This window comes from Cellulosimicrobium protaetiae (assembly GCF_009708005.2).
In the GTDB taxonomy this organism is placed as follows: domain Bacteria; phylum Actinomycetota; class Actinomycetes; order Actinomycetales; family Cellulomonadaceae; genus Cellulosimicrobium; species Cellulosimicrobium protaetiae.
In genome coordinates this window covers 3,866,230-3,883,806 of the sequence record NZ_CP052757.1, presented here as the reverse complement: position 1 = coordinate 3,883,806, position 17,577 = coordinate 3,866,230, and the positions used below count along the sequence as shown (strand labels likewise).

Annotated in this window: 18 protein-coding genes; all 18 read left to right on the top strand. The window is 68.8% G+C overall.

Annotation, left to right across the window (positions count from 1 at the left end):
• Positions 1-102: 102 nt before the first annotated feature.
• Positions 103-3,984 (top strand): DNA-directed RNA polymerase subunit beta', encoded by a 3,882-nt coding sequence (locus FIC82_RS16780; protein ID WP_154799248.1) that lies wholly within the window; start codon positions 103-105, stop codon positions 3,982-3,984.
• A 187-nt stretch (positions 3,985-4,171) separates the two neighbouring features.
• Positions 4,172-4,468: a lactococcin 972 family bacteriocin gene (locus FIC82_RS16775; RefSeq protein WP_154799247.1), complete on the top strand. Its 297-nt coding sequence runs from the start codon at positions 4,172-4,174 to the stop codon at positions 4,466-4,468.
• 95 nt (positions 4,469-4,563) lie between these two features.
• Positions 4,564-5,190, top strand: a complete 627-nt coding sequence (locus FIC82_RS16770; protein WP_154799246.1) for a hypothetical protein — start codon at positions 4,564-4,566, stop codon at positions 5,188-5,190.
• A 3-nt stretch (positions 5,191-5,193) separates the two neighbouring features.
• Positions 5,194-6,237 (top strand): peptidoglycan-binding domain-containing protein, encoded by a 1,044-nt coding sequence (locus tag FIC82_RS16765; RefSeq protein WP_154799245.1) that lies wholly within the window; start codon positions 5,194-5,196, stop codon positions 6,235-6,237.
• Positions 6,228-6,851 (top strand): ATP-binding cassette domain-containing protein, encoded by a 624-nt coding sequence (locus FIC82_RS16760; RefSeq protein WP_168732024.1) that lies wholly within the window; start codon positions 6,228-6,230, stop codon positions 6,849-6,851. Before FIC82_RS16765 ends, FIC82_RS16760 begins: the two co-directional genes overlap by 10 nt.
• Positions 6,848-7,912, top strand: coding sequence for a hypothetical protein (locus FIC82_RS16755; RefSeq protein WP_154799244.1), 1,065 nt, complete (start codon positions 6,848-6,850; stop codon positions 7,910-7,912). The genes FIC82_RS16760 and FIC82_RS16755 overlap by 4 nt, the downstream gene beginning before the upstream one ends.
• Before the next feature lie 363 nt (positions 7,913-8,275).
• Positions 8,276-8,650, top strand: a complete 375-nt coding sequence (gene rpsL, locus FIC82_RS16750) for a 30S ribosomal protein S12 (RefSeq protein ID WP_168732023.1) — start codon at positions 8,276-8,278, stop codon at positions 8,648-8,650.
• A complete protein-coding gene (gene rpsG, locus FIC82_RS16745; RefSeq protein WP_021479870.1) occupies positions 8,650-9,120 on the top strand; it encodes a 30S ribosomal protein S7 in 471 nt (156 codons plus the stop codon). Before rpsL ends, rpsG begins: the two co-directional genes overlap by 1 nt.
• A 117-nt stretch (positions 9,121-9,237) precedes the next feature.
• Positions 9,238-11,340: an elongation factor G gene (fusA, locus tag FIC82_RS16740; protein WP_168732022.1), complete on the top strand. Its 2,103-nt coding sequence runs from the start codon at positions 9,238-9,240 to the stop codon at positions 11,338-11,340.
• 127 nt (positions 11,341-11,467) lie between these two features.
• Positions 11,468-12,664: an elongation factor Tu gene (gene tuf, locus FIC82_RS16735; RefSeq protein ID WP_168732021.1), complete on the top strand. Its 1,197-nt coding sequence runs from the start codon at positions 11,468-11,470 to the stop codon at positions 12,662-12,664.
• Between the two features lie 490 nt (positions 12,665-13,154).
• On the top strand, positions 13,155-13,463 hold the full coding sequence (gene rpsJ / locus FIC82_RS16730; protein ID WP_012867945.1) for a 30S ribosomal protein S10: 309 nt from the start codon (positions 13,155-13,157) through the stop codon (positions 13,461-13,463).
• Between the two features lie 14 nt (positions 13,464-13,477).
• Positions 13,478-14,140: a 50S ribosomal protein L3 gene (gene rplC / locus FIC82_RS16725; protein WP_047233811.1), complete on the top strand. Its 663-nt coding sequence runs from the start codon at positions 13,478-13,480 to the stop codon at positions 14,138-14,140.
• Positions 14,141-14,145: 5 nt separating this feature from the next.
• Positions 14,146-14,850, top strand: coding sequence for a 50S ribosomal protein L4 (rplD, locus tag FIC82_RS16720; protein WP_154799243.1), 705 nt, complete (start codon positions 14,146-14,148; stop codon positions 14,848-14,850).
• Complete coding sequence (rplW, locus tag FIC82_RS16715) at positions 14,847-15,137, top strand: 50S ribosomal protein L23 (RefSeq protein ID WP_021479876.1); 291 nt, start codon at positions 14,847-14,849, stop codon at positions 15,135-15,137. The genes rplD and rplW overlap by 4 nt, the downstream gene beginning before the upstream one ends.
• Before the next feature lie 31 nt (positions 15,138-15,168).
• Positions 15,169-16,005 (top strand): 50S ribosomal protein L2, encoded by an 837-nt coding sequence (gene rplB, locus FIC82_RS16710; RefSeq protein ID WP_087471313.1) that lies wholly within the window; start codon positions 15,169-15,171, stop codon positions 16,003-16,005.
• A gap of 15 nt (positions 16,006-16,020) precedes the next feature.
• Positions 16,021-16,302: a 30S ribosomal protein S19 gene (gene rpsS / locus FIC82_RS16705; RefSeq protein WP_021479878.1), complete on the top strand. Its 282-nt coding sequence runs from the start codon at positions 16,021-16,023 to the stop codon at positions 16,300-16,302.
• A 58-nt stretch (positions 16,303-16,360) separates the two neighbouring features.
• On the top strand, positions 16,361-16,732 hold the full coding sequence (gene rplV / locus FIC82_RS16700; RefSeq protein ID WP_021479879.1) for a 50S ribosomal protein L22: 372 nt from the start codon (positions 16,361-16,363) through the stop codon (positions 16,730-16,732).
• The gene (gene rpsC / locus FIC82_RS16695; RefSeq protein ID WP_168732020.1) at positions 16,732-17,577 is read left to right on the top strand and encodes a 30S ribosomal protein S3; all 846 of its coding nucleotides are present in this window, start codon (positions 16,732-16,734) and stop codon (positions 17,575-17,577) included. The genes rplV and rpsC overlap by 1 nt, the downstream gene beginning before the upstream one ends.

Sequence of the window (17,577 nt, the reverse complement as noted above, 5' to 3'; positions counted from 1 at the left end):
GAGCGGGTCACCCTGCTCCCACCGACGACCCCCACACCAACCGTCTTTTTGGCGTCGGGGCCGGCCACGGCCGGTCCCGGCAGGCGAAGGAAGTAGGACAACTTGCTCGACGTCAACGTCTTCGACGAGCTGCGTATCGGCCTGGCCACGGCCGACGACATCCGTGCGTGGTCGCACGGTGAGGTGAAGAAGCCCGAGACCATCAACTACCGCACCCTCAAGCCCGAGAAGGACGGACTCTTCTGCGAGAAGATCTTCGGCCCCACCCGGGACTGGGAGTGCTACTGCGGCAAGTACAAGCGCGTGCGCTTCAAGGGCATCATCTGCGAGCGCTGCGGCGTCGAGGTGACGCGCTCGAAGGTGCGTCGTGAGCGCATGGGCCACATCGAGCTCGCCGCGCCCGTCACGCACATCTGGTTCTTCAAGGGCGTGCCGTCGCGCCTCGGCTACCTGCTCGACCTCGCCCCGAAGGACCTGGAGAAGGTCATCTACTTCGCGGCGTACATGATCACGTCGGTCGACGACGAGGGTCGGCAGGAAGACCTCCCCAACCTCCAGAACGAGATCGACCTGGAGAAGAAGGAGATCGCGGACGCCCGCGACAACGACATCAACTCCCGCGCCCAGAAGCTCGAGGCCGACCTGGCCGAGCTCGAGGCCGAGGGTGCGAAGGCCGACGCGCGCCGCAAGGTCCGTGACTCGGCCGAGCGCGAGATGGCGCAGATCCGCAAGCGTGCGGACGCCCAGCTCGACCGCCTCGACCAGGTGTGGGACCGCTTCAAGAACCTCAAGGTCGCCGACCTCGAGGGCGACGAGATGCTCTACCGCGCCCTGCAGGACCGCTACGGCACGTACTTCGAGGGCTCGATGGGCGCCGCGGCGATCCAGAAGCGTCTCCAGGACTTCGACCTGGAGGCGGAGGCCGAGTCCCTGCGCGAGACCATCCGCTCGGGCAAGGGCCAGCGCAAGACGCGTGCCCTCAAGCGACTCAAGGTCGTCAACGCGTTCCTCACCACGACGAACTCGCCCACCGGCATGGTGCTCGACGCCGTCCCGGTCATCCCGCCGGACCTGCGCCCGATGGTGCAGCTCGACGGTGGCCGCTTCGCGACGAGCGACCTGAACGACCTGTACCGCCGCGTGATCAACCGGAACAACCGCCTCAAGCGTCTGCTCGACCTGGGCGCCCCGGAGATCATCGTCAACAACGAGAAGCGGATGCTCCAGGAGGCCGTGGACTCGCTGTTCGACAACGGTCGCCGTGGTCGTCCGGTCACCGGTCCGGGCAACCGCCCGCTCAAGTCCATCTCGGACATGCTCAAGGGCAAGCAGGGTCGTTTCCGTCAGAACCTGCTCGGCAAGCGTGTCGACTACTCGGGCCGTTCGGTCATCGTCGTCGGCCCGCAGCTCAAGCTGCACCAGTGCGGCCTGCCGAAGCAGATGGCGCTCGAGCTGTTCAAGCCGTTCGTCATGAAGCGGCTCGTGGACCTCAACCACGCGCAGAACATCAAGAGCGCCAAGCGCATGGTCGAGCGTGCCCGCCCGGTCGTGTGGGACGTGCTCGAAGAGGTCATCACCGAGCACCCGGTGCTGCTCAACCGTGCGCCGACGCTGCACCGCCTGGGCATCCAGGCGTTCGAGCCGCAGCTCGTCGAGGGCAAGGCGATCCACCTGCACCCGCTCGTGTGCGCCGCGTTCAACGCGGACTTCGACGGTGACCAGATGGCCGTCCACCTGCCCCTGAGCGCGGAGGCGCAGGCCGAGGCCCGCATCCTCATGCTCTCGAGCAACAACATCCTCAAGCCGTCGGACGGCCGTCCGGTGACCATGCCCTCGCAGGACATGATCATCGGTCTGTACCACCTGACGAGCGACCGCAAGGGCGCCGAGGGCGAGGGCCGCGCGTTCGGCTCGGTGGCCGAGGCGATCATGGCGTTCGACCAGGGCACCCTGGACCTGAACGCCGAGGTGAAGATCCGCACGACGGACCTCGTCCCGCCGGTCTCCGGCTTCGAGGCGCCCGAGGGCTGGGAGGAGGGTCAGCCGATCCTCTTCGACACCACGCTCGGTCGCGCGCTGTTCAACGAGACGCTCCCCGTCGACTACCCGTACGTGAACTCGGTCGTCGACAAGAAGCGCCTCTCGGCGATCGTCAACGAGCTCGCGGAGCGCTACCCGAAGGTCGAGGTCGCGGCGTCGCTCGACGCGCTGAAGGCCGCCGGCTTCCGCTGGGCGACCCGCTCGGGCGTGACGATCGCGATCTCCGACGTGGCGACGCCCAAGGAGAAGGCCGTCATCCTCGAGCAGCACGAGGAGCGCGCGCTCAAGGTCCAGCAGCAGTACGACCGTGGTCTCATCACGGACGACGAGCGCCGTCAGGAGCTCATCGAGATCTGGACCCAGGCGACGGACAAGGTCGCCTCCGTCATGCGCGAGAACCTCGAGGCGAACGACCGGAACACCGTGTACCGCATGGTCGGCTCGGGTGCCCGTGGTAACTGGATGCAGGTCCGTCAGATCGCCGGTATGCGCGGTCTCGTGGCGAACCCGAAGGGCGAGATCATCCCGCGCCCGATCAAGTCCAACTACCGCGAGGGCCTGTCCGTCCTCGAGTACTTCATCGCGACGCACGGCGCCCGCAAGGGTCTGGCGGACACCGCTCTGCGGACCGCCGACTCGGGCTACCTCACGCGTCGTCTCGTGGACGTGTCGCAGGACGTCATCGTCCGCGAGGAGGACTGCGGCACCGAGCGCGGCCTGACCCTGCCGATCGCGGAGGAGCTCGCGGGCAAGCTCGTGCGCCACCCGAAGGTGGAGACGAGCGTCTACTCGCGCACCCTCGCGGCCGACCTGGTCGACCCCGACGGCAACGTCGTCGGCAAGGCCGGCGACGACGCGGGCGACGTCCTCATCGACGCCGCGGTGGCCGCGGGCGTCCGTGAGGCCAAGGTCCGCTCGGTCCTCACGTGCGAGTCGCGCGTCGGCACGTGCGCCAAGTGCTACGGGCGGTCGCTCGCCACGGGCAAGCTCGTCGACATCGGCGAGGCGGTCGGCATCATCGCCGCCCAGTCGATCGGTGAGCCGGGCACCCAGCTGACGATGCGTACCTTCCACACCGGTGGTGTCGCCTCCGCGGACGACATCACGCAGGGTCTGCCGCGTGTCACGGAGCTCTTCGAGGCCCGCACCCCCAAGGGTGAGGCGCCCATCGCGGAGTTCTCGGGCCGCATCGCGATCGACGACTCGGAGCGCTCGCGCCGTCTGGTCCTCACGCCGGACGACGGCTCGGAGGAGATCGCGTACCCGGTGACGAAGCGTGCCCGCCTGCTCGTGCAGGACGGCGACCACGTGAACGTCGGCACGCAGCTCGTCCAGGGCGCGGTGGACCCCAAGAAGGTCCTGCGCATCCTCGGCCCGCGCGCCACGCAGAAGCACCTGGTGGACGAGGTCCAGGAGGTCTACCGCTCCCAGGGCGTGGACATCCACGACAAGCACATCGAGGTCATCGTGAGGCAGATGCTGCGTCGCGTGACCGTGCTCGACTCGGGCGACTCGCACCTCCTGCCGGGCGAGCTCGCCGAGCGCGGCCGCTTCGAGGACGCGAACCGTCGCGCGGTGGCGGAGGGTGGCCAGCCGGCCTCCGGCCGTCCCGAGCTGATGGGCATCACGAAGGCGTCGCTCGCGACGGACTCGTGGCTGTCGGCGGCCTCCTTCCAGGAGACGACGCGCGTGCTCACCGAGGCGTCGATGAGCGGTCGTCGCGACCCGCTCCTCGGCCTCAAGGAGAACGTCATCATCGGTAAGCTCATCCCGGCCGGTACCGGTCTTCCCCGGTACACCAAGGTCCAGGTCGAGCCGACCGAGCAGGCCAAGACGGAGCTCTACCCGAGCTTCGGCTACGACGAGATCGACTTCCCGGCGCTCGGCATGGGCTCCGGCGAGGCGATCCCGCTCGAGGACCTGGACTTCGGCGACTACCGCTGACAGATCGAGCACCGCGCGGGGCGCGTGGCGTACGGCTTCTCGCCGACGCCGCGCGCCCCTGCTTTCTACCAGGGGTGACGACTGGATTGTCCAGGATGTGAGCTCATCAGGGGGGCGGGTATGGCTCGGGGCTAGCCTCTGCTCCGCGTCGTCAATGGGGGTGGCGCATGACTGATGGGGGACAGCCATGAGGAAGATCATCACGGCGGTGTGCACCGTCGCCCTGGCCGTGGGTATGGGACTCGGCACCGCCGGTCCGGCGGCTGCAGGGCTGGAGTACCGAGACGGTGGCAAGTGGTACTGGCAGTACACGACGATGATCCTGGAGTCGAACTACTACCACGCCAGCAAGACTCACCGGTCGAGCGTCAAGACACCGCACGAGCTCGTCCGTAGCCCTTGGAAGTCCGGGGGCCTGTGGTCGTACTCCAGCATCTACCCGAACCCGGGTGGCGGTAACTCCTGCCACTACGCCTTCGCGTAGGCAGCGCTGCTGCGGGCGGCTGCTGGAGCCGCCCGCAGCAGGCGAGGGTGCTGGGTCTCTGACGTTTGTTCTTTGGGGGGCGTGTGCGTAGGTACGTGGGTCGAGCCGTCATCGTGACGGCGTCGATGATCATGGTCGGTGTGCTCGGGGGCTGCGGCGGTAGCGGGGACGGCGGGGCGACGGCGAACGTGCCGCCGGGCTCGACCGACGGTCCCGTGCCAGAGTTCACCGGCCCGTACGCCGCCGAGTTCGCGCAGACGTACCGGGACACGGACTCGGACTTCGCGCGCGGTGTCCTCGCCGACAGCGTGATCACGGACGCGGAGCACGCTGAGATGGTCGAGCTCTTCACGGCGTGCCTCGCCGGCAAGGGGATCACGTTCAAGGGCTACAACCCTGACGGTGGTTTCTCCACCTCGCCCGCGCCGAACCCGGAGGAGAGCGACGCGCTGATCGACGAGTGTTCTGCCACCAGCGGCGAGGATGCCGTCGGGTCCATGTACGACATCATGCGGATCAACCCCGAGAACCTCGACTGGGCGACCATCGGCGCGCAGTGCCTGGTCACGGCCGGCGTCGTGCCCGCCGACTACGACGCCGAGGACTACACCCGGGACAACGAGGGTCGGTTCGTCGAGTTCGGCGCACTGCCGACGGATCTCCAAGAGGCGTTGCGGTCGTGCTCCGTGGACCCGCTGGGGATCCTGGAACAGCAGCAGTAGTCGATGGCCTCGTGGACCAAGATCGGCCTCGCGGCCGTGGGCGCATGTCTGTGCGCGGCGCTCGGCGTGGTCGGGGCCGTCGTGTACATGACGCCGGTGACGCCGTCGGCGGTCGCCACCCCTGAGCGCTCGCTCGACTTCCCGGTGGGAGAGGCGGAGTTCGACGACCCGCGACCGGTCGAGCTGAGGCTGTCGCGCGGCGACGACCTCGCGCTCACCGCGCCGGCGTCCGGCCGGGTCACGACGTCCCACTGCAAGGTCGGTGTGCCGATGGAGTCGGGGAAGGCGGCGCTGACGGTGGACGGCGCCCCGCTCGTCGGCCTGGCGACATCGGTGCCGTTGTGGCGCGACCTGTCCATCGGGGACGAGGGGGAGGACGTCACCGCACTCCAGACCGAGCTGGCGCGCCTCGGCTACCAGGTCGACGCAGAGGGGCCGTTGCGGAGGGCCGCGCTCCGGGCCCTGCGCGACCTCTACGAGCAGGCGGGCGAGAAGACCGGTGCTCTCGACCGCGTGCCGATCGACCGCATCGTGTGGCTGCCCGCGCCGTCGACGTCGGTCAACGAGTGCCTGGCGACGGTCGGGAGCACGGTCTCGGCGGGGGACCCGGTGGCCTCGGTCCCGGGCGACCTCGAGAGCGTCGCCGTCGCGGAGCCGCCCGAGGGGCTGGTTCCCGGCGGTCGCGTTCTGGTCGTCGACGGGACGAGCGTCTCCGTCGACGCCGCACTCGCGGTCTCCGACCCTGCGGCACTCGTGCAGCTCAGCCCGCTGCCGTCGCTCCAGCCGACGAGCAACGACGGCGACGCCGGCCGCGCCGGTGCGCCGACCGCCCAGCTCGTGCTCGCTGCGCCGCAGACGGTGTCGGTCGTCCCACCGTCCGCGCTGTTCGGCGCAGCGGACGGTCGCGGCTGCGTCCTGTCCGACGGTGCGGTGCGCACGGTAGGCATCGCCGGGTCACAGCTGGGTCAGACGTTCGTCGTCGTCGACGGGCCGGTCCCCCTCACGACCGTGGACACGGACCCGGCGCCAGGCACGCCGTGCACCTAGAGACCGATGATCTGGGTCATCGGTTCCCCGGCCGCCCGTGGTTGTTCCGGCACCTGGATGCTCGCCTCGAGCCCGGGCGCGTCTACGCCCTGACCGGTCCCTCCGGGTCAGGCAAGAGCACCCTCCTCAGCCTGCTCGCCGGATGGTCCGAACCGACGGAGGGGTCCATCCGTCGTGCGGGGATCGGCCACGTCGGATGGGTCTTCCAGAACCCGCACGGCACGCCCCGGCGGACGGCCCTCGACCATGTCACGCTCCCCCTTCTGGCCTCGGGGCTCGACCCACGCACTGCCGAGCGCGAGGCGACCGAGATCCTGGGACGGTTCGCGCTGTCGTCCGTCGCGGCACAGGAGTTCCGGCGGCTCTCCGGAGGCGAGGCGCAGCGGTTGATGCTCGCGCGCGCCATCGCCGGTCGGCCGGGACTCCTCCTCGTCGACGAGCCGACCGCGCAGCTCGACCTCCCGACGGCGCGGCGCGTCAACGACGCGATCAGGCGGCTCGCGACCGACGCGACGATCGTGGTCGTCGCCACGCACGACGAGCACACGCGCGACGCCTGCACCGATCACATCGACCTCGCGAGGTTCGAGGCCCGGGACGGAGCCACGACATGACGCTCCCGGCGATCCTGCGCGAGGTCTGGCGCAACGTCCTCAGCGGGACCACGCGGAGCGTGCTGCTCACGTCGGTGCTCGGGGCGGTCTGCCTGGTGCTGCTCGGAGCCGATCTCCTCGCGGTGCGCAGCATCGAGAGCGCCGCGGCGGCCTTCCGGGAGGCAGGAGGGTCGACGATGACGATCGTCGCGAGCGGGCGGGTCGACGGCGCGCGCTGCGAGGCGCTCGGCCAGGTCTCCGGGGTGCGAGCCGCGGGAGCCCTGGCGCTCCCGCAGGAGAAGCTGACGGCGTCCAGCCTCCCCGGGGCTCCGCTCCCGGTGGGGTACGCGACGGACGGCTTTCTCTCCGTGGTCCACGCCGACGTCGACCGGGGAGGCGGGGTGGTGCTCTCGGAAGACGCTGCCCGCACCCTGGGGAGGCTCCGGGGAGGTGTGCTGGAGACGACGGGGGGCCCGACCCGCGTGGCAGGCGTCTTTCCCTATCCGGTCGATGGCCGACGGTCGGGGCTCGGGTACCTGGCGGTGCTTCCCGGCGGTGATCGGGCCGTGTTCGACGAGTGCTGGGTGGATGTCTGGCCACAGGACGAGCGGCTCCAGACGCTCCTGTTCTCGACCTTGTTGCCGGCCGACGAGAGCACGGACGACCCGGCCGTCGGACAGCTCAACGCCTCGCTCGGCGCCAGGTTCGACGGGCATGCCCGGTTCGCGGACCGGATCACCCGGTTCGGCGGCGTCGTCGCCGGGGTGTTCGCCCTGCTGCTCGGGATCGCCGCCGTCCGTGCCCGCCGGGTCGAGCTGGCAGCGGCCCTGCACGACCGCGTCCGCAGGTCCGACCTCTGTTCGGTGTCGCTCCTCGAGGCGACGGCTTGGGTCCTCCCACCTCTCGTGGTGTGCATGGCCACGGCGATGCTCGTCCTCGGACCCTCCGGTGACCTTCTGCTCGCCGTGGTGCTCGGTGCCCGCGTCGCGATCCCGGCAGGGCTCGGCGCGCTGCTCGGTACGGTGATCGGGCTGTCGATGACTCGCGAGCGACACCTCTTCCTCTACGCCAAGGACCGGTGAGCGGCGCGGGCCGGAGCGTTCCCGCCCTCAGGCCGCGCGTCAGTCCGCCTACTGTGGTAGCCTGGTGAACCGTGCCCGCGCCGTCGGGCCCTCCGTGATGTCCCTGGCGGGGCGGTGTCAGCGAGCGATCGCTCCCACCTCCGCGCAGCGGGTTCCGGACGGGCCGATGTGAGTGCCCGGGCACTCCGGATCCCGGTCCTGGCGGCGCCTCGTGCCCGTCGGCGGGCGACGGACCATCGAGCCGGTGGTAGGTGGCTGCTGCAGCGTGTCTCGCGCTGCGGGTGCCTCGTGCGATCGGCTCCAGCAGCCAGCACGACCACCATCGGGGATAGCCCCGGTAGCTCGAGAAGACACGGAGACGTAGTGCCTACGATCCAGCAGCTCGTCCGCAAGGGGCGGACCTCGAAGGCGGGGAAGTCCAAGACTCCCGCCCTCAAGGGTTCCCCGCAGCGGCGCGGTGTGTGCACGCGCGTGTACACCACCACCCCGAAGAAGCCGAACTCCGCGCTGCGCAAGGTCGCTCGCGTGAAGCTCTCCTCCCAGGTCGAGGTCACGGCCTACATCCCCGGTGTCGGCCACAACCTCCAGGAGCACTCGATCGTGCTCGTGCGCGGCGGTCGTGTGAAGGACCTCCCGGGTGTGCGCTACAAGATCGTGCGCGGCGCGCTCGACACGCAGGGCGTGAAGAACCGCAAGCAGGCCCGCAGCCGCTACGGCGCCAAGAAGGAGAAGAGCTGATGCCTCGCAAGGGCCCGGCCCCGAAGCGGCCGCTCATCGTCGACCCCGTCTACGGGTCGCCCGTCGTCACGCAGCTCATCAACAAGGTGCTGCTCGACGGCAAGAAGTCCACCGCCGAGTCGATCGTCTACGGCGCCCTCGAGGGCGTCCGGGCGAAGACCGACGGCGACCCGGTCGTCGTCCTCAAGCGTGCGCTCGAGAACGTCCGCCCCGCGCTCGAGGTCCGCTCGCGCCGCGTCGGTGGTGCGACCTACCAGGTCCCCGTCGAGGTGCGCCCCGCGCGCGCCACGACCCTCGCGCTGCGCTGGCTCACGGACTACTCGCGCGCCCGTCGCGAGAAGACCATGACCGAGCGCCTCATGAACGAGATCCTCGACGCGAGCAACGGCCTCGGTGCCGCGGTCAAGCGTCGCGAGGACATGCACAAGATGGCGGAGTCCAACAAGGCCTTCGCCCACTACCGCTGGTAGTCCGCCCGACCGGCCTCGGGGACCTCAGGGTCCCCGGGGCCGTCGGCGGGTCTCCGGCCGGCCACCCCGGTCCGAGCAGCGCCCCCGACTCAACCCACCTAGCGAGGGAAACAGACCGTGGCACTTGACGTGCTGACCGACCTGAACAAGGTCCGCAACATCGGCATCATGGCCCACATCGATGCCGGGAAGACCACGACCACCGAGCGCATCCTGTTCTACACGGGTGTGAACTACAAGATCGGTGAGACGCACGACGGCGCGTCGACGATGGACTGGATGGAGCAGGAGCAGGAGCGCGGCATCACGATCACGTCGGCCGCGACGACCTGCTACTGGAAGAACAACCAGATCAACATCATCGACACGCCCGGCCACGTCGACTTCACGGTCGAGGTCGAGCGCTCCCTGCGCGTGCTCGACGGCGCCGTCGCCGTCTTCGACGGCAAGGAGGGCGTGGAGCCGCAGTCGGAGACGGTGTGGCGCCAGGCGGACAAGTACAACGTCCCGCGCATCTGCTTCGTCAACAAGATGGACAAGCTCGGCGCGGACTTCTACTTCACCGTCGACACGATCATCAACCGCCTCAAGGCGAAGCCGCTGGTCATCCAGCTCCCGATCGGCTCGGAGAACGACTTCACCGGCGTCGTCGACCTGCTGGAGATGAAGGCCCTCGTCTGGCACGGGGAGACCAAGCTCGGCGAGGCGTACGACACCGAGGAGATCCCGGCCGACCTCGTCGAGAAGGCCGAGCAGTACCGCAGCGAGCTCATCGAGGCCGTCGCGGAGGCCGACGAGGAGCTGCTCGAGAAGTACCTCGGTGGCGAGGAGCTGACGATCGCGGAGATCAAGTCCGGGATCCGCAAGCTCGTCATCGCCGGCGAGGCCTTCCCGGTCCTGTGCGGGTCCGCGTTCAAGAACAAGGGCGTGCAGCCCATGCTCGACGCGGTCATCGACTACCTGCCGTCGCCGCTCGACGTCCCCGCGATCGAGGGTCACGACGTCAAGGACGAGGAGAAGGTCGTCGAGCGTCACCCCGACGCCACGGAGCCCTTCTCCGCGCTCGCGTTCAAGGTCGCGTCGCACCCGTTCTTCGGCAAGCTCACCTACGTCCGCGTCTACTCGGGCAAGGTCGCGCAGGGTGCCCAGGTGCTCAACTCGACCAAGGGCAAGAAGGAGCGCATCGGGAAGCTCTTCCAGATGCACTCCAACAAGGAGAACCCGGTCGACGAGGCGAGCGCGGGGCACATCTACGCGTTCATCGGCCTCAAGGACGTCACGACGGGTGACACGCTGAGCGCGCTCGACGCGCCCGTGATCCTCGAGTCGATGACCTTCCCCGAGCCCGTCATCGACGTGGCGATCGAGCCGAAGACGAAGGCCGACCAGGAGAAGCTCTCGACGGCGATCCAGAAGCTCGCCGAGGAGGACCCGACGTTCCGCGTCAAGCTGGACGACGAGACCGGCCAGACCGTCATCGGCGGCATGGGCGAGCTCCACCTCGACATCCTCGTCGACCGCATGCGTCGCGAGTTCAAGGTCGAGGCCAACGTCGGCAAGCCGCAGGTCGCGTACCGCGAGACGATCCGCCGCAAGGCGGAGAAGATCGACTACACGCACAAGAAGCAGACCGGTGGTTCCGGGCAGTTCGCGAAGGTCCAGGTGACCTTCGAGCCGCTCGACACGGCCGAGGGCGAGCTCTACGAGTTCGCCAACGCCGTCACCGGTGGTCGCATCCCGCGTGAGTACATCCCGAGCGTCGACGCCGGTATCCAGTCCGCGATGGAGCTCGGCGTGCTCGCCGGCTTCCCGCTGGTCGGGGTCAAGGCGACGCTGCTCGACGGCGCCTACCACGAGGTCGACTCCTCGGAGATGGCGTTCAAGATCGCCGGCTCGATGGTCCTCAAGGAGGGCGTCAAGCGGGCGGACCCGGTTCTGCTGGAGCCGGTGATGGCGGTCGAGGTGCGTACGCCCGAGGAGTACATGGGCGACGTCATCGGCGACCTGAACTCACGTCGTGGAATGATCCAGTCCATGGAGGACGCGACGGGTGTGAAGGTCGTCCGGGCCCACGTACCGTTGTCAGAGATGTTCGGGTACATCGGTGACCTCCGGTCCAAGACCCAGGGTCGCGCCGTGTACTCGATGCAGTTCGACAGCTACGCCGAGGTTCCTCGGAACGTTGCCGAAGAGATCATCAAGAAGACCCGGGGCGAGTGAGTCCCCACAGGTCGAAGACCCGCACAACCATCAACCTGTAGGAAACCGCAACGCCCCGCGGATGTAGGATCTTTCGGTCGACATTCGCAACGTTCGGCACATCTACCCAAGTCCCAGGAGGACCCCAGTGGCTAAGGCCAAGTTCGAGCGGACCAAGCCGCACGTCAACATCGGCACCATCGGTCACGTCGACCACGGTAAGACGACGCTGACGGCGGCCATCTCGAAGACGCTCGCGGACACGTACCCGGACCTGCCGGCGAACGTGCAGCGCAACTTCGACGAGATCGACGCGGCTCCCGAGGAGAAGCAGCGCGGTATCACGATCAACATCGCGCACATCGAGTACGAGACGCCGAAGCGCCACTACGCGCACGTCGACGCCCCGGGTCACGCCGACTACATCAAGAACATGATCACCGGTGCCGCCCAGATGGACGGCGCGATCCTGGTGGTCGCCGCGACCGACGGCCCGATGGCCCAGACGCGTGAGCACGTCCTGCTCGCGCGCCAGGTCGGCGTGCCGTACCTGCTCGTCGCGCTGAACAAGTCCGACATGGTCGACGACGAGGAGATCCTCGAGCTCGTCGAGATGGAGGTCCGTGAGCTCCTCTCGGGCCAGGGCTACGACGGCGACGACGCTCCCGTCGTGCGCGTCTCCGGCCTCAAGGCGCTCGAGGGCGACCCCGAGTGGACCGCGAAGGTCATCGAGCTCATGGAGGCCGTGGACGAGAACGTCCCGGAGCCCGTCCGCGAGCTCGACAAGCCGTTCCTCATGCCCGTCGAGGACGTCTTCACGATCACCGGTCGTGGCACCGTCGTCACCGGCAAGGTGGAGCGTGGCACGCTCGACCTCAACTCGGACGTCGAGATCGTCGGCATCCGCGCGCCCCAGAAGACCACGGTCACGGGCATCGAGACGTTCCACAAGCAGATGGACCAGGCGCAGGCCGGCGACAACACCGGTCTCCTCCTGCGCGGCATCAAGCGCGAGGACGTCGAGCGCGGCCAGGTCGTCGTGAAGCCGGGTTCGATCACCCCGCACACGAACTTCGAGGCGCAGGTCTACATCCTGGGCAAGGACGAGGGCGGCCGTCACAACCCGTTCTACTCGAACTACCGTCCGCAGTTCTACTTCCGCACGACGGACGTCACCGGCGTCATCACGCTGCCCGAGGGCACCGAGATGGTCATGCCCGGCGACAACACCGAGATGACGGTCGAGCTCATCCAGCCGATCGCCATGGAGGAGGGCCTCGGCTTCGCCATCCGTGAGGGTGGCCGCACCGTGGGCTCGGGCCGCGTCACCAAGATCCTCAAGTGATCTGACGCTGCCTCCGCAGCACTCGTCGAAGGCCCGGTCCCCTCGGGGGCCGGGCCTTCGGCCTGCGGTGACCGTTCGTGCGGTGACCGTCACAGCCTGCCGGCCGGTCTCGACTTGGCCTGCGCACCGTTCGTGTGGCAGACTGTTCAGGTTGCCTGTTACGGGCGCGCTCTTTCATGTGTCGAACAGTGTGTTGAACCGGTCCTCGTGCAGAGGACCAGGGCCCCGGGTTCCTGACCCGGGTCTGCGGGTTGAGCTCTCTGTGTCGACATGGGTCGAGCGCCCCGCGGAACACACGTTCCGGCCAGGCTCGCACAAACGTTGTGATCCGGTCCGCTGTCCCGTGCGTCAGCACGGTGCGGACGGTGGTTCACATATCCAACGGCCCTACGCCTTCGGCGTGTGCGCCCAGGTGCGTCGCGACTACGCGACACGCCCGAGCGCGGGGGTCGGACAGCTAGCGGTTCGAGAGAGAGAGTCAGACGACGCCATGGCGGGACAGAAGATCCGCATCCGGCTCAAGTCCTACGACCACGAGGTCATCGACAGCTCGGCGCGCAAGATCGTCGACACGGTGACGCGCGCTGGTGCAACGGTCGTGGGTCCGGTGCCGCTGCCGACGGAGAAGAACGTCTTCTGCGTCATCCGGTCGCCTCACAAGTACAAGGACAGCCGCGAGCACTTCGAGATGCGCACGCACAAGCGGCTGATCGACATCATCGATCCCACGCCGAAGGCCGTCGACTCGCTCATGCGTCTCGACCTGCCTGCGGACGTGAACATCGAGATCAAGCTCTGAGGCTGGAGGACATCATGACTATTCCCCAGCAGAACGCGCGTCCGGTCACCGCGGTGCTCGGCACGAAGCTCGGGATGACGCAGCTCTGGGACGAGGCCGGTCGCCTCGTGCCCGTGACCGTCGTCGCCGTCGGCACGAACGTCGTGACGCAGGTGCGCACGGCGGACGCCGACGGGTACGCCGCCGTGCAGCTCGCCTACGGCCAGATCGACCCGCGCAAGGTCACGAAGCCGCTCAAGGGGCACTTCGAGAAGGCCGGCGTCACGCCGCGTCGCCACGTCGCCGAGGTCCGCACCACCGACGCCGCCGAGTACTCGCTCGGCCAGGAGATCACCGCGGAGGCCTTCGAGGCCGGCGCCGTGGTCGACGTCGTGGGCACGACCAAGGGCAAGGGCACCGCCGGTGTCATGAAGCGCCACGGCTTCTCCGGCGTGGGCGCCTCGCACGGTGCGCACCGCAACCACCGCAAGCCGGGCTCGATCGGTGGGGCCTCGACCCCGTCGCGCGTGTTCAAGGGCCTGCGCATGGCCGGTCGCATGGGCAACGCCCGCCAGACCACCCAGAACCTGACCGTCCACGCGGTCGACGCCGAGAAGGGTCTGCTGCTCGTCAAGGGCGCGGTTCCCGGCCCCAAGGGCGGCGTCGTCCTCGTGCGCAGCGCCGCGAAGGGAGCGTGAACACCATGTCCGCTCTGACCGTTGACGTGCTGGACCCCAAGGGCAAGAAGGCCGGCACCGCCGAGCTCCCCGCCGAGGTGTTCGACGTCGAGCTCAACGTCCCGCTGATCCACCAGGTCGTCGTCGCCCAGCGTGCCGCTGCACGCCAGGGCACCCACGACACCAAGAGCCGCGGCGAGGTCCGCGGTGGTGGTCGCAAGCCGTACAAGCAGAAGGGCACCGGCCGCGCCCGCCAGGGTTCGACCCGTGCGCCGCAGTTCGCCGGGGGTGGCATCGTCCACGGCCCGACGCCGCGCTCGTACGACCAGCGGACGCCCAAGAAGATGAAGGCCGCCGCGCTCCGCGGTGCCCTCTCGGACCGCGCCCGCAACGGCCGCGTCCACGTCGTGACCGGCTTCGGCGTCGACGGCCTGCCGTCGACCAAGACCGCCGTCTCGACGCTCGCCAAGCTCTCCGAGCGCAAGCACGTCCTCGTCGTCACCGAGCGTGGCGACGAGCTGACGATCAAGTCGCTGCGGAACGTCGAGCAGGTTCACCTCCTGGTGGCCGACCAGCTCAACACCTACGACGTGCTCGTCTCCGACGACGTCGTCTTCACGCAGGGCGCGCTCGACGCGTTCCTGGCGGGCCCGGCCACGGGTCGCTCCGCGAAGGCCGTCGCCACCTCCACCGAGGCGGACGAGACTGCTGCCGAGGAGGCCGCGAAGTGACCACCGTGACCAAGGACCCCCGCGACGTGATCCTCGCGCCGGTCGTCTCCGAGAAGAGCTACGGACTGCTCGACGAGGGCAAGTACACGTTCGTCGTCGACCCGCGGGCCAACAAGACCGAGATCAAGATCGCCGTCGAGCAGATCTTCTCGGTCAAGGTCGCCTCGGTGAACACGATCAACCGCAAGGGCAAGACGCGTCGCACGCGTTTCGGCCTGGGCAAGCGCAAGGACACCAAGCGTGCGATCGTCACCCTCCGCGAGGGCACGATCGACATCTTCGGCTGAGCCGACGAGAGCAGATTGAGGACAGATCCCCATGGGAATCCGTAAGTACAAGCCGACGACGCCCGGCCGCCGCGGCTCGAGCGTCGCCGACTTCGCCGAGATCACGCGCTCGCAGCCGGAGAAGTCTCTGGTCCGCCCGCTCTCCAAGAGCGGCGGCCGCAACAGCTCCGGCCGGATCACCACCCGTCACAAGGGTGGTGGCCACAAGCGTGCGTACCGCGTGATCGACTTCCGTCGCCACGACAAGGACGGCGTGCCCGCCAAGGTCGCGCACATCGAGTACGACCCCAACCGCACGGCGCGCATCGCGCTCCTGCACTACGCGGACGGCGAGAAGCGCTACATCATCGCGCCGGCGAAGCTCAAGCAGGGCGACGTCGTCGAGAACGGTGCGGGCGCGGACATCAAGCCCGGCAACAACCTGCCGCTGCGCAACATCCCGACCGGTACGGTCATCCACGCCATCGAGCTGAAGCCCGGTGGCGGCGCGAAGATCGCCCGCTCGGCCGGTGCGTCCGTGCAGCTCGTCGCCAAGGACGGGCCGTACGCGCAGCTGCGCATGCCCTCCGGCGAGATCCGCAACGTCGACCTGCGCTGCCGCGCGACGGTCGGCGAGGTGGGCAACGCCGAGCAGTCGAACATCAACTGGGGCAAGGCCGGCCGCATGCGCTGGAAGGGCAAGCGCCCGACCGTCCGTGGTGTCGCCATGAACCCGATCGACCACCCGCACGGTGGTGGTGAGGGCAAGACCTCCGGTGGTCGCCACCCGGTGAGCCCGTGGGGCCAGCCGGAGGGTCGTACCCGCCGTCCGAACAAGCCGAGCGACAAGCTGATCGTGCGTCGTCGCCGTACCGGCAAGAAGCGCTGATAGGAGCCTGGAGACATGCCTCGTAGCCTGAAGAAGGGCCCCTTCGTCGACGACCACCTGCAGAAGAAGGTGGACGCTCAGAACGAGAAGGGGACCAAGAACGTCATCAAGACCTGGTCCCGTCGGTCGGTCATCACGCCCGACTTCCTCGGTCACACGTTCGCCGTGCACGACGGTCGCAAGCACACGCCGGTGTTCGTCACCGAGTCGATGGTCGGCCACAAGCTCGGCGAGTTCGCTCCCACGCGGACCTTCCGCGGCCACGTGAAGGACGACAAGAAGGGTCGTCGCCGCTGACCCCCGGGTCAGTCTGGTGACGACCTGGACGGTCAAGAGACAAGAAGGCAGGACAGCAATGGAAGCCAAGGCGCAGGCGCGGTTCGTCCGTGTCACGCCCCAGAAGGCCCGGCGCGTCGTGGACCTCATCCGTGGCAAGCAGGCCTCCGAGGCCGTCGCGGTGCTGAAGTTCGCACCGCAGGCGGCGAGCGAGCCCGTCCGCAAGGTCGTGGAGAGCGCCATCGCCAACGCCCGGGTGAAGGCCGACCGCGCGAGCGAGGCGTTCGAGGAGCAGGAGCTCGTCGTGCGTGAGGCGTTCGTCGACGAGGGCCCGACCCTCAAGCGTTTCCGCCCCCGTGCCCAGGGCCGTGCGAACCGCATCCTCAAGCGCACCAGCCACATCACCGTGGTCGTCGCTCCGCGTGAGAACACGAAGGGAAGTGCCCGATAGTGGGACAGAAGGTTCACCCGCACGGGTACCGCCTCGGCATCACCACCGACCACCGGTCGCGCTGGTTCGCCGACAGCACCAAGCCCGGACAGCGGTACCGCGACTACGTCCGCGAGGACGTCCAGATCCGCAAGCTCATGAGCACCGGTCTCGAGCGCGCGGGCATCTCCAAGGTCGAGATCGAGCGCACCCGTGACCGTGTCCGCGTGGACATCCACACGGCGCGCCCGGGCATCGTCATCGGTCGCCGTGGCGCCGAGGCGGACCGCATCCGCGGCGAGCTGGAGAAGCTCACCGGCAAGCAGGTGCAGCTCAACATCCTCGAGGTGAAGAACGCCGAGACCGACGCGCAGCTCGTCGCTCAGGGCATCGCCGAGCAGCTCGCGAGCCGCGTCTCGTTCCGTCGTGCCATGCGCAAGGGCATCCAGTCCGCGCAGCGCGCCGGCGCGAAGGGCATCCGCGTCTCCGTCTCGGGTCGTCTCGGCGGCGCCGAGATGTCCCGCTCGGAGTTCTACCGCGAGGGTCGTGTGCCGCTGCACACGCTCCGTGCGTACATCGACTACGGCTTCTTCGAGGCCCGCACGACCTTCGGCCGCATCGGCGTGAAGGTCTGGATCTACAAGGGCGACGTCACCGAGAAGGAGTACGCCGCGCAGCAGGCCTCGGCCGCTCCGCGCCAGGGCCGTGGTGGCCCACGCGGTGAGCGTGGCGGCGACCGTCGTGGTGGTGGCCGTCGTCCCGAGCGTTCGGGCGAGCGGACCTCCGGGTCCGAGGCGCCTGCCGCGGCTGAGCAGTCCGCTCCTGCCGCGGAGGCGAAGGCCCCTGAGACCGGAACGGAGGCCTGA